This is a genomic window from Gordonia sp. UBA7599, assembly GCA_002477755.1.
Taxonomy (GTDB): Bacteria; Actinomycetota; Actinomycetes; order Mycobacteriales; family Mycobacteriaceae; genus Gordonia.
In genome coordinates this window covers 55,575-67,894 of record DLKD01000142.1, presented here as the reverse complement: position 1 = coordinate 67,894, position 12,320 = coordinate 55,575, and the positions used below count along the sequence as shown (strand labels likewise).

The 12,320-nt window shown below is 65.7% G+C and carries 12 protein-coding genes; 2 read left to right on the top strand and 10 right to left on the bottom strand.

Features of this window, described 5'->3' with window-relative positions; translation table 11 throughout:
* On the bottom strand, positions 1-326 hold a 326-nt coding region (locus tag B4L26_RS16940), incomplete at its 3' end, for an alpha/beta fold hydrolase (RefSeq protein WP_290720713.1).
* Positions 327-440: 114 nt separating this feature from the next.
* Between B4L26_RS16940 and B4L26_RS16935 the strand changes: the two genes are divergently transcribed.
* Both B4L26_RS16935 and B4L26_RS16930 read left to right on the top strand, forming a co-directional pair.
* Entirely contained in the window at positions 441-752 is a 312-nt protein-coding gene (locus tag B4L26_RS16935; RefSeq protein ID WP_290720711.1) for an antibiotic biosynthesis monooxygenase family protein, read from the top strand.
* Positions 753-860: 108 nt separating this feature from the next.
* Complete coding sequence (locus B4L26_RS16930; RefSeq protein ID WP_290720709.1) at positions 861-2,354, top strand: aldehyde dehydrogenase; 1,494 nt, start codon at positions 861-863, stop codon at positions 2,352-2,354.
* Between the two features lie 160 nt (positions 2,355-2,514).
* Here the strand turns inward: B4L26_RS16930 and B4L26_RS16925 are convergent, their stop codons facing one another.
* From B4L26_RS16925 to B4L26_RS16885, 9 genes are all read right to left on the bottom strand, one after another.
* On the bottom strand, positions 2,515-3,132 hold the full coding sequence (locus B4L26_RS16925; protein WP_290720707.1) for a hypothetical protein: 618 nt from the start codon (positions 3,130-3,132) through the stop codon (positions 2,515-2,517).
* A complete protein-coding gene (locus B4L26_RS16920; protein ID WP_290720705.1) occupies positions 3,133-3,819 on the bottom strand; it encodes a hypothetical protein in 687 nt (228 codons plus the stop codon). It lies immediately after the preceding gene.
* Between the two features lie 152 nt (positions 3,820-3,971).
* Positions 3,972-5,453 (bottom strand): MCE family protein, encoded by a 1,482-nt coding sequence (locus B4L26_RS16915; protein ID WP_290720704.1) that lies wholly within the window; start codon positions 5,451-5,453, stop codon positions 3,972-3,974.
* Complete coding sequence (locus tag B4L26_RS16910; RefSeq protein WP_290720701.1) at positions 5,450-6,778, bottom strand: MCE family protein; 1,329 nt, start codon at positions 6,776-6,778, stop codon at positions 5,450-5,452. The genes B4L26_RS16915 and B4L26_RS16910 overlap by 4 nt, the downstream gene beginning before the upstream one ends.
* Entirely contained in the window at positions 6,778-8,040 is a 1,263-nt protein-coding gene (locus B4L26_RS16905; RefSeq protein WP_290720700.1) for an MCE family protein, read from the bottom strand. Before B4L26_RS16905 ends, B4L26_RS16910 begins: the two co-directional genes overlap by 1 nt.
* A gap of 3 nt (positions 8,041-8,043) precedes the next feature.
* Positions 8,044-9,231 (bottom strand): MCE family protein, encoded by a 1,188-nt coding sequence (locus tag B4L26_RS16900; protein WP_290720697.1) that lies wholly within the window; start codon positions 9,229-9,231, stop codon positions 8,044-8,046.
* Positions 9,228-10,292 carry an MCE family protein gene (locus B4L26_RS16895; protein ID WP_290720696.1) on the bottom strand — a complete coding sequence of 355 codons (1,065 nt, stop codon included), beginning with the start codon at positions 10,290-10,292 and terminating at the stop codon, positions 9,228-9,230. The genes B4L26_RS16900 and B4L26_RS16895 overlap by 4 nt, the downstream gene beginning before the upstream one ends.
* The gene (locus tag B4L26_RS16890; protein ID WP_290720724.1) at positions 10,285-11,463 is read right to left on the bottom strand and encodes an MCE family protein; all 1,179 of its coding nucleotides are present in this window, start codon (positions 11,461-11,463) and stop codon (positions 10,285-10,287) included. The genes B4L26_RS16895 and B4L26_RS16890 overlap by 8 nt, the downstream gene beginning before the upstream one ends.
* A 4-nt stretch (positions 11,464-11,467) precedes the next feature.
* Positions 11,468-12,319 (bottom strand): ABC transporter permease, encoded by an 852-nt coding sequence (locus B4L26_RS16885; protein ID WP_290720693.1) that lies wholly within the window; start codon positions 12,317-12,319, stop codon positions 11,468-11,470.
* Position 12,320: the final 1 nt, after the last annotated feature.

Genomic DNA, 12,320 nt, shown 5'->3' with positions numbered 1-12,320 from the left:
GCGGCGGTGCACCAGGCGTGCAACCCGCCCATCGAGTGGCCGATGAGGACGGCCTTCTCGTCGTCGATGGTTGCCTCGGCGATTCGCGCCAACACGTCGACAATGTCATCGACGAAGCGCTCCGTCGCGATCGCGTCGGGTGCGACCGTCCACGGCTTGATGATCGGTCCGGTGTGCCACGCCGCGTCGACGGTGAACACCCGACCGTATCGGCGCAGCCAGCCGATCTGGCGGGCCCACGTCCGTCCGCGGCCCATCAGCCCGTGCAGGAGCAGGATGGGTGGGCCGTCGCCGCCGTGGTCGGTCAGCGCGTCGTCGGAGGTCACGGTTGCGACCCTATCCCGCGAGACATGCGCCGCCGTTGCGATCGTGCGCCGCCAATCGGCGCTGTCCCGACGCGAACGGTTCTGCGCGAGCCCGGCCGTCGTTAGGGTGGAGGTATGCCAGTAGTGAAGATCAACGCGATCAGTGTTCCTGAAGGTGCCGGCCCCGAGCTGGAGAAGCGGTTCGCGAACCGCGCACACACCGTCGACGGCTCGCCGGGTTTCCTCGGATTTCAGCTGCTGCGGCCGACGAACGGCGAGAACCGATACTTCGTGTACACGCAGTGGGAGACCGAGGAGGACTTCCAGAACTGGGCGAACGGCGACGCGCGCGCCGCGCACGCCGGCGAGCGCCAGAAGCCGGTCGCCTCGGGCGCGGACCTGCTGGAGTTCGAGGTCGTGATCGACGCCAAGCCGTCCGCGCAATAGCGCAACCGACGGTTGCCATCGGGACGGGTCCGCCCATCCCCCTGGTAGGAAAATAGAACGTGTTCTAGTATCGATGGTGAAGCAGATCACCGACTTTGGAGCACGCTCATGACCCAGACCGCACCCGCGCCCGCCAGCCTCGTCGGCGGCGGCGACCAGCCCAATCTCTACATCGGCGGCAAGTGGGTCGCTCCGCACTCGACCAAGCGGCTCGAAGTGTTCTCACCCGCCACCGGGGAGAAGGTCGGTTCGGCGCCTGACGCCGACTCGGTCGACGTCGACGCTGCGGTGAAAGCCGCGCGCGAATCCTTCGACTCCGGAGTGTGGCGCTCCAAATCGCCGGCCGAGCGGGCTGCCGTCCTGCGCCGTGCCGCCGAGCTCATCAACGAGCGCACGGCCGACATCACCGGGCTCGTCTCGGCGGAGATGGGTGCTTCGCCCACCGATGTCGCCACTCTGCAGCAGATCGCCGGCACCGGCGTCCTGAACGCCTACGCCGACGCGGTCGATGCGTACGAGTGGGAGGAGAAGCGCACCGGGCTGTTCGGCGAGACCATCGTGACACGCGAAGCCGTCGGCGTCGTCGGTGCGATCACGGCCTGGAACGTGCCGCTGTTCCTGCTCTGCAACAAGCTGGGCCCCTCGCTCGGCGCCGGCTGCTCGATCGTCATCAAACCAGCGCCGGAAACGCCGCTGGACGCCAACCTTCTCGCCGAGATCTTCACCGAGGCCGGGGTTCCCGAAGGCGTGATCTCGGTCGTCACGGGCGGCCTGGAGGCCGGGCAGGCCCTCGTCGAGCACCCCGAGGTCGACAAAATCACCTTCACCGGGTCCACCGCAGCCGGGCGCCACATCGCGTCACGCTGCGGCGAGCTCCTCAAGCGCTGCTCGCTGGAGATGGGCGGCAAGTCGGCGGCCATCGTGCTCGAGGACGTCGACCTCCCTTCGAGCATCCACATGCTGGTCTTCTCCGGCCTGCTGAACGCCGGGCAGGCATGCGTCGCACAGACCCGCGTCCTGGTTCCCCGGTCGCGCCACGACGAGATCGTCGACGCGATGATCGAGACCGCCAAGACCTTCACGCCGGGCGTACCGAGTGACCCGGAGGCCAAGATGGGCCCGATCATCACCGACAAGCAGCGCGCCAAGATCGAGGGCTACATCGAGAAAGGCAAGGCCGAGGGCGCCACCGCCGTACTCGAGGGCGGGCGCCCCGAGGGGCTGGATTCCGGATACTTCGTCGCACCGACGATCTTCACCGGCGTCACCAACGACATGACGATCGCCCGCGAGGAGATCTTCGGCCCGGTCATCTCCGTGATCGCCTATGACACCGTCGACGAGGCGATCGCCATCGCCAACAAATCCGACTATGGCCTGGCCGGCTCGGTGTGGACCACCGACATCGACCGCGGCGTCGAGATCGCCAAGCAGGTGCGGACCGGCACCTACGGGATCAACTGGTACGCCATCGACCCGGCGTCGCCCTTCGGCGGCTTCAAGACCTCGGGCATCGGCCGCGAGAACGGTCGTGAGGGCCTCGAGTCCTACCTCGAGCACAAGGCGATCCTGATGCCGATGGGCTACTCCTCGCAGACATAGCCATCGCCCCCGGCGGAGGGCCCAGTGGGCCCTCCAGCCACGCCCAGTGGGCCCTCCAGCCACGCCCAGTGGGCCCCAACTGCCCAGTGGGCGAGGTTTCAGGGCCCACTCGGCGACGTTTCAGGGCCCACTCGGCGACGTTTCAGGGCCCACTCGGCGGCTAGCGGGGCGCGGGGGCCGGGGCAGGCGGGGCCTCGGTCTTACCGGTGGTCGGATCGCCCGTATCCCGCTCGACGATCTTGCGCAGCGAGTCGTCGGTGAAGATCTGGATCGAGTTGATCTTCCAGTCGCCGCCCTTGCGGACCATCGTGAACTGCACCCGACTCGGGTCGATGCGGACCTTTGGCTCAGCGGCGCTGGTCACCGACTGATTGAGGAACAACAGGACCGTCGACGTTGAGCGTGTATTCGTCACCACACCCGCATCGGCGACGGCGAGCTTGGAGATGATCCGGTTGCTCTTGACGTTCTGCGCCATCTTGAGCTGCGTGACCTGCTCGGCGAACTCCTTGCTCGCACCCTCGATCAGGAAATCCTGGGCGCGGGCGATCTTCTTGTCGACGTCGCCTGGCTCGTAGCTGAACATCGTCTGGGCGTAATCCTTGGCGGCGGCCAGCGACGAGTTCCGTGCTGATTCCAGGCTGGCCAGGCGGTAGTAGCGGAACCCCAGGAAACCGGTGAGCACCACCAGTGCCGCCAGGACCGTGGCCACCACCAGCCAACTGCGCGGGATGCGCGCATCCGGCGTCGCCTTCTTCGTGTTCGATTTCTCAGCCACTCAGTACACCCAATCGAACTTGGTCAGTTTCAGCGCGCCGTTGATCCGTCGCATCTCAACCCGCCAGCGGAACACCTGCGACTCCACATCGTTGCTCTCATTCCCGATGCGCTGCGTCCACCCCAGCACCATCAGCACCTTGCCGTAGTCCGGCTCGGCGTCGATGACGGCGCTGGAAAGCACCCGGCCCTGCGTCTCGATCCCGTGTTGCTCGATCTGCGTGATGATCTGCTGGGTCACCATCGACAGGTTCTCGTAGGCGGTGCCGCTGGTCTTGTCGAGGAGCGTCTTGCGAATATCGTCGACATTGGTCTTGTTCAACGACGTGAGGTTCACAGTGACCTGCTGCGCGAAGGCGTCATATTCGGCCCGCAGGTCCTCGCGCTGCTGAGCGCGGTACGCGCCGACGCCGAAGAAGATCGAGGCAGCCAGAAGCAAGACGGCGAGTGCCGTGGCACCGAGGCCGAGCAGTGCCGTGCGCGAATCGACACGATCGACGGTGACGAAGCCGGCCTTGCTCGGCTTGTCCTGGGCCTTCGGCTTGTCCCGAGTCTCCGACCTCTGCGTGGTCTTCGACTCCTCGGCCTTCTCGGCCTTCTCGTCGTCTGACGTGGTCTCCGTCGTCCCGGGGTCGGCGACGTCCTCGAAGGCGTCCTTGTCCGCTTCATCCGAATCCGGTTCAGCCACCGCAGGTTTCGCTGCAGCTGCCTTCGTCGGCTTCGCCTTGGGCCGGCGGCGCAGAGGCGCCACCCGAACCGGTTGCGTCGTCGAGCGCGCGGGAACCTCGCCCCTATCGGGTGAATCCGGTTGCGCGTCGGACGAACTCGGCTGCGACGCGCTCACTTCACCGTCGGGTTGATCATCTGTTGCCATGTAGTGGTTTTCCCCTGCGGGTCCCTGCCGAGACCCGCGTTGTAGATCTTTCCGTCCGGCCCGACGTAGTCCCCGGTCTTGGGGTCATAGCTGGTCGAGTAGACCGCCGGCTGCTTCTCGTCCTTGCGGAACTGCATCGGCGTTGCGGGTACCACGGTACCGGTGCCGCCCGGAGCGGTGTAGCTCGCAGGCCGCGCGCCCGGCCCGCTGCCGGGTCCCCGCCACTTCAGGCCGTAAGGCAAGCCGTCGGGGAACGGCGAGTTCTGCTTGGCCAGCGGCTTGTATCCCGTTCGGCACTCCGCCGGAGTGGAAGCACGGCGGCCGGGAAATTCCACACAGGGGAAGTTGCGCGCACCACGCACCGCGAGGTTCTGGTTCTGCGGGACGCGGCACAGCATCCCCGGCGGCAGGTCCTGGACGGTCTGTGCCGAACCCGGTCGCCACTGGCTGGCCGGCAGGAACCCGACCGTGCAGGTTCCGGAATCCTGGAATCCGAGCGCGAAGTCGGCGTTTGCGCCGTAGCGCTCGACATCGCCGGTGTTGATCGCCGTGACCAACACATCCATCAGGCGCGGGTAGATCACCAGGATCTGCCGCAGGTTCGCGTGGTAGACGGCCATCGTCTTGGCCGACGTCCCGAAGTTGTCCACCAGCAGCGGCACTGACATCCGCATGTTCTCGAACAGATCCCGTGCCTGTCCGGCGACCCCCGGCCCCTTGGCGAGGATGCCGGTGATCTGCGGGTTGTTCGCGCGCAGCTGATCGGTCACCTTGGTCATGTTCGACGTCCACGCGCGGACCGAATCGGCGGTGTTGGTCTGCGTCGACAGCACCTCTCCAGCCTCGCGGACCAGCGCGATCATGGCGTCGGAGTTCTTGTACGCGTCATCACTGAGCAGCGTCATCGAGTCGAGGAGCCGCTGCAGATCCTCACCGGTGCCGTTGAAGGCCTTGAAGGCCTCGTCCATAACCTCGCGCAGGTTGGAATCGCCGACATTGATCAGCAGTTTCTCGGCCTGGTCGAGCATGACCGAGATCTCCGTCGGAACGTCGTCGCTGACCACCGTCGCGTTGTTGCCCAGCATCGTCGACGACGGCTGTTCGGGCGGGGTGAAGTCGACGAACTGCTCGCCGACCGCGGAGACCGAGCGGATCGACGCCTTCGAGTTCTCCGGGATCTTCGCCGACGAATCGATGGTCAGCTTGGCGCGCACACCGTTCTGCGTCAACGAAACCGAGTTGACCTTGCCGACGTTGACGCCACGGAAGGAGACGTTCGCATTCTGGTAGAGCCCCCCGGTCGACGGGAGGTCCAGACTCACCTTGTAGACCCCGAGGCCGAACATCTGCGGGATACGCACGTACAGGATCCCGACGGCGAGCATCGCGACCACGGTGACCACCGAGAAGATGAGCAGCTGCGTGCGAACGAAATTGGTGATCTTCATCGGGGCCCCCGTCCTTGCGGCTTGGGCTTCACCGGCTGTGGCAGCTGTGGCAGCAGATTCGGGAAGACTGGATTGGGCTGACCCGCACTCGGGCGGCGCGGCGCGGCGCCCGGCTTCCCCTCACGCTGCATCGGTGACTGGAACGGGTTCAGACCGCGTCGTGCGGCCCCGGCCGGCTTGCCGGCGAGCGCTTCGGGACCCAGGATGCGGCTACCGAGCACCGACGGGAAGAGGCCGATGCCCAGCCGGGCGAAGGTCAGATCCAGGTTGAGGTCGGAGTTCACGTAATCGCCCTTGACGATGTGCGGGATCGCACCCTCGTAGAACGGGAACGTCAGCAGGATTCCAAGCGACTGCGTCAACGACGGTCCGGTCGACTGCAACTGCTTCAGCGCCGGTTCCATGGCCTTGACGGCTTGACGGATGTCGTCGCTGTTGGCTTTGAGGATGTCGTCGGCCGTCGTCGACAGCCGCCCGATGGCGCCGAGAGCGTCGACGAGCTGCGGCCGTTGGTCGACGAGCAGCTGCAGGATTTCCGGGCCGCGGTTGAGCGCGCGCTCGATGGTGGGCTTCTGCTCATTCATCGTGACGGTCAGGCGGTCGAGACCCTCGATGGCGCGAATGATGTTGTCACGCTGGCCATTGAGGGTGCCGACGAGCTGGTTCATCTTCGGCACCAGCGAGCGGAAGGCCTCTTGGCGCCCGCCCATCGACTTGTTGAACTCGGTGACGATCTCACCCAGTTGCGACAGTCCGCCGCCGTTGAGCACCACCGACAACGAGCTGAGCACCTGCTCGGTCGTCGGGAAGGTACACACGGTGATCTGCTGGGCGATACTCACGTCGGGAATCGCTTGGTTGCCGGTCGCGGTCGGTGCGATGTTCGGCTGCTCGGGGCACTTGGCGAGCGGAATGGTCTGACCGGCCGACATCATTTCACCGGTCGGCTTGTCCGGCTGCACGATCTGCAGGTGCGACGATCCCAAGACGCTGGTCATCCCGACCATCACGTGCGAGCCGACGGGGATCTGCGTCCCCTTGTTCAGGCGCATCTCGATGCGCGCCTTCCAATCGTCGACGGTGATGCGGCCCAGCGAGCCGACCGTCGCGTCGTCGAGCATGATCGGAGCGTTCGTCACCAATCCGGCAGCGCTCGGGACGATAGCGCTGATGCGGTAGGACCCGGTCCCGGTACCCGGCGCACCCGGTACCGGAAGGGTGTTGGCGCCGCCGAAGCCGCACCCGGCCAGACCTCCGACGAGCACCGTTGCACCCGCCAGCGCCATGCCTGCACGACGTCCGATGTTGTTCCTCACGCGGCCCATCAGTTCTCCGCTCCGAACGGCACGAGCATGTTGCCCAGCGGGTTGGGGATGTTGTTGGCTTTCCGCGTCTGAGCGTCGAGCTGCCTGATCCGGTTTTGGGCGCGCCGCTTCACGTCGGCGTTCTGGTACTCGATCTGCTGGGGCAGCGCATTCTGGCCGGTGACCGGGTTGGTCATGAACGGCGGGTAGTTCATCGAGAACGACTTCAGCACCGGAGCCAGGACGTCGACGCAGCGGTCGACATCGGTCATGCTCTGCCCAGGACGGTTGTTCGCCTCCATCGTGCCGCAGAGCAGAGTGATCAGGTTCGCGCCCATGCCCAGGCCGAAGATGCCGCCGAGTGACCCGGTCAACGGGTTGTAGATGTTGTAGAAGTTCGAGAGCTGCGTCGGCCCGGAGTGCAGGAGCCCCCGCAGTTGCTCATCCTTTTGGCGCAGCACGGTCGTCGCCGTGGCCAGCTTGTCCATGGAAGTGGTCAGCGCGGCGCCGTTGGTGTCGAGGAACGTCTTGAGGTCGCCCATCGCCGAGTCCAGGCCGACAAGGGCACCGTTGAGCGCGGCGGTATCGGTGAGGACCCCAGACACTGTCGCGATCCGGCCGTTGAACTGCACGAGCTGTTCCTGGCTCGTCGACAGCACCTCGGTCAGGTCCTGGAGACTGCGGATAGTCGAGAACAGGTCGCCACGGCCCGACGAGAGCGTGCCCGCCACCTTCGACAACTGGTGCATCGCCTTGTTGATGGCTTCGCCGTTACCCCGAAGGTTCTCATCGGCCACGCCCAACAGCCGGGTCGCAGGGCTGTTGAGTCCCGAGCCGTCCGGGCCGATCGCTTCGGTCAGCCGGTTGAGTTGGGTCTTGAGGTCGTCCCACTCCATCGGGATCGCCGTGCGCTCCATCGGGATGTCCGTACCACCGACGAGCTTGGGACCCTTGGTGTACACCGGTGCCAACTGGATGAACCGGCCCGACACGAGCGACTGCGCAACGATGACGGCCTTCGCGTCGGCGGGCACGTCCACCGACTTGTTGAGCCGCAGCTTCACGCGCACCGAGTCCGACAGCGGATCGATGCTCACCACCCGGCCGACGTTGACACCCAAGACACGGACGGGGTCGCCCTCGTACAGCCCGGTGGTGGACTTGAAGTACGCCGTGACCGTGTCGGTGGTCGCCTTCTGGAATCCGAAGTAGCCCACGACAACCAGCAGCAGCGCCAGCAAAATCGCGACCGCGACGGTCCACACCTTCTTCGCGTAGCTCATGGCCTACCCCTCCGGCCCTGTCGGGTACTCGACCTTGGGCGCCGGCGGCAACGGCTTGTTCTTGTACTCCGGCGCCGGGTACCACTTCCACGGCGCGACCGGCACCGAGTTTGTGTAGTCGTAGGCCTGCCAGATCTCGGGGTACTTCCGCTGCAACGCCTTCATAAAGACGGCGGTGTAGTCACCGAAGGTCGGCACGCCGACCAGCGACGAGAAGTACGGGCCCGAGGACACGGCCTCGCCGAGCAGGTTGGCGTACGGGCCGAGCTGGTCGACCGCGGCAGCGATGCTGTCGCGCTTGTCGATCAGGATCTGCGACACCCGGTCGAATTTTGCCAGGACCGGCTTGAGCTGGGCATTGTTGTCGGCAATGAACCCGCGGACCTCCGCGGTGACCTCGCGGGTGCCCGCGAGGAGCTGCTCGATGGCGTCCGACCGCGCTTGCAGCTCACCGAGCAACGCGTTGGCACTGATCAACAGGCGGTTGACCTGCTGGTTACGGTCGCCGACGATGGCGCTAACCCGGCTGGCGCGACCGAGAAGTTGACGCAGCGAGTTGTCGCGGTCGGCGATAGCCTTCGACAGCCGAGCAACGCCGTCCACAGCGCCGCGAACCGACGCCGGCGTCGCTGCGAAGGTATCGGACAGCGTGTCCAGGGCCTTGCGCAACTGGGTGGTGTCGGACTCGTCGAGCGTGCTGGTCGCATTCTCCAGTGCATCGCTCAACGAGTACGGAGCGACGGTGTTCTCGTTAGCGATCTGCCCGCCCGGGATGATCCGGCCGGGACCATGCGGGATAAGGGTCAAGTTTCGCCGACCCAGGACCGTCTCGGTCTTGATGGCCGCCTGGGTGTCGACGCCGAGGTTGACCGAGTCGTCGAGGCGGAACCGGACCATCGCCTTCTTACCGTCGGGGGTGTCGGCGAGGCGGATCTGCTCAACCGATCCGACGTTGACGCCAGCCACCGAGACGACGTCGCCGGGGACCAGGCCGCCCGCATCGTCGAAGTAGGCACGGTAGGTGCTGATCGGCATCAGGAAGGGCAGGCTGTTCATCTGCAGCGCGGTCAACACGACCAGCGCGGTGACGACGAAGCCGATGATGCCGGTTGCGGCACGGGAGCGCTTTCCACGTCCGGCGTCGCGTGCGACGTCAGCCTCGTTGGACCCGGCTCGCTGAGTCTCACTCACTTGTACTGACACCTCCCGCCGGCTTTCTGGCTGTCACCGAGCACGTCGATGGAGGGCAGGATCATCTGCGGAGTGCCGGGCGCGCCGAAGATCAGGCGCTGTCGGCAGATCCAGATCTGCAGCCAAGCACCGTAGCTGCCCAGATTCGACAGCTGCTTGAACCGCAGCGGCAGGCGCGTGAGCAGTCCGCGCACGTACACCTCTCCGCGCATGATCTCCTCCGCGGTGCGGCCGAGGTTGGTGACGGTGTTCTTGATTCCCGGCCGAGTCTCGCCGAGCAGCGTCGCAAGACGCGTCGTCACCCACGCGGTGGACGTGAGTGCGTTGCCGATGATTCCGCGCTGCCCGGCCAGTCCGGACATCAGCGTCTCCAACCGGTCGACGCTGTCGATCACCCCGGTGCGATCGGCGTCGAGCGTCCCCAAGACCGAGTTCAGATTGTCGATGATCGCACTGATCAGCGTGTCCCGATCGGCCAGCGACTCGGTCAGCTCCGCGGTGGTACGCAGCAGGTGGTTGATCGCCGGACCCATCTCATCGCCCTGGAAGACCTGGATCAGGCTGTTCGACAGTTCGTTGACCTGGGCACCGTCCAGCGTGCGGAACAGCGGCTTGAACCCGCCCAGCAGTTTGTCGAGGTCCAGCGCCGGCTCGGTCTGCGACGTCGGCAACGTCGCCCCGGGGCTCAGGAACGCACCCGGGTCGCCGGTGCCGCGGCGCAGCTCCACGTACCGGTCGCCGGTGAGGTTCTCGTAGCGGATGAACGCCTGGACGGACTTGGGCAACGGGAACTTGCGGTCGACGGTGAACTTCAGTTCGGCGAGATTGTCGTCGGTGAGCCCGACGGACTTCACCGAGCCCACGTCGACGCCGGCGATCTTCACCTTCGCACCGGACTTGAGCGACGACGCGCTGGTGAACTCCGCCGCATAGCTATTGGTACGAGTGCCCTGGAACTTGCTGAACACAGCCACCAGGCCGATGAACACCAGAATCATCGCAGTGGCGAACGCGCCCAGCTTGATGCACGTTGCCCGGAACTTCCTTGCGCGGCTATCCATTGGGCGGCGCTCCAAACAACAGCCGGAAAACCTTCGTGGCATTGAACTTCGGTTCGGTGCGCGGCTGATACGGGTTGGGCCCGTTGTCACTCACGTAGAACTTCGCCTTGGTCGTGGTCCGCGGGTTGGACAAGCCGTTCTGGCAAGTCGGTGGACCGTCGGCGCGGACCCATGGCAGATCCTCGGGGTAGGTGTAGGGATCCTTACCCGGGAGCAGGCCTGCATTCAGTTTGAGGAGGCCGTCATTGGTACCGAAGACCGGTGAGGCCATCTTGCCGCCGATCGCGACGGTGCGGATGAAGCAGGCGATGCCGGGCGACTGGTACTCGATCAGCGACATCGTCGGGTTCGAGTCGTTGAGCATTGCGATGATCTGGGCCTTCTTGGGTTCGACGACCCCGTTAGCGGTGTTGGCCATCCCGGTCGCATTGACCAGCAGGGCGTCGAGGTTGCTGCTGTTGGCCACCAGCGTGTTGCCCAGGAACACGGCGTTGTCGACCGTGCGCATCAGGTTCGGCATCGCACCGGCGTACAGGTTCATCGTCGCCGCGGTCTGCGTGATCAGCTCGGTCAGCTCGCCCAGGTGCGGGTTGGTCTTGCCCATCAGCTTGGAGAGGCTGTCGATGCCACGGCCGATAGCCTCGCCGTTGCCGTCGAGGGCGGTGGAGATGGCCCCGACCGCAGCGTTGAGCTTGTCGGGCTGCAGCATCGCGAGGACGTCGACGAGTCTCTGGTAAACCGTGTTCAGCTCTACGGTCACGTGGTCGGCGCCGATGGTGGTACCGGCCTTCAACGTGCCCGAAGGCCCACTCTCCGGCACAGTCAGGAACACGGCTTTCGCACCGAAGATCGTGTTGGACTTGATGTCGGCCTTCACGTTGCCGGGGATGTCGTCGAGTTGGCCGCTGTTGACGGCGAGCTTGAGGACGGCGTGCCCGTCCTCCTCGCTGATCGACTTCACGCGCCCGACCTCGACGCCGCGCAGCTTCACCTTGGCGTCCGGATTCATCACCAGGCCCGCGCGCGGAGCCACGACCGTCACCGGGACCGTCGACTTGAACCAGCCGCGGAACTGCCCGATCGCCCCGGCAACCACCAGCAGCGTGGCCACCACAAGGATCACCGCCGCACTACGGCGCACAGTCTCGCTTCGCTCTACCCGTCGCATGATTCCCCTACCCCGCCAGGTTGAACTTGCCGTCGGCGCCGTAGATGGCGAGCGAGGTGAGCAGGGTGATCAGGACGACGACGACGAGCGAGGAGCGGACCGCGTTGCCGACGGCGACGCCGACGCCGACGGGCCCGCCCGACGCGTTGTAGCCGTAGTAGGTGTGGATCATCATCACCGCGACCGCCATGCAGATCGCCTGCACGAACGACCAGAGGACGTCCGACGGGATGAGGAACGTGTTGAAGTAGTGGTCGTACACACCGGGCGACTGCCCGTAGAGGAAGACCGTCGCAAAGCGGCTGGCCAAAAACGACGCCAAGGAGGCCAGTGCGTAGAGCGGGATGATCGCGACGAGTCCAGCGACGATCCGCGTCGACACCAGGTACGGGATGGAGTGGATCGCCATGACCTCGAGGGCGTCGATCTCCTCGCTGACACGCATGGCACCCAGTTGTGCCGTCGCGCCGGCGCCGATGGTCGCCGCCAGGGCGATGCCCGCGATGACCGGCACCGCGATGCGCACGTTGATGAAGGCCGAGAAGAAGCCGGTCAGCGCTTCGACGCCGATGTTGGACAGCGAGCTGTAGCCCTGCACGGCGATGGTGCCACCGGTGAAGAGCGTCAGGAACCCGACGACCACGACGGTGCCGCCGATCATCGCAAGAGCACCGGTGCCCATCGAGATCTCCGCGATCAGGCGCAGCGTCTCCTTCTTGTAGTGCTGCAGCGCGCGTGGGATCGCGATGACGCTGTCCCAGTAGAAGAGCGCCTGGTCGCCAGCGCGCGACCAGCCTTCGCGACCGCGCAGGACGGCCTCGCGGGTGCGGCGGAATCTCGTAGTCTCGGCAAGGACCATG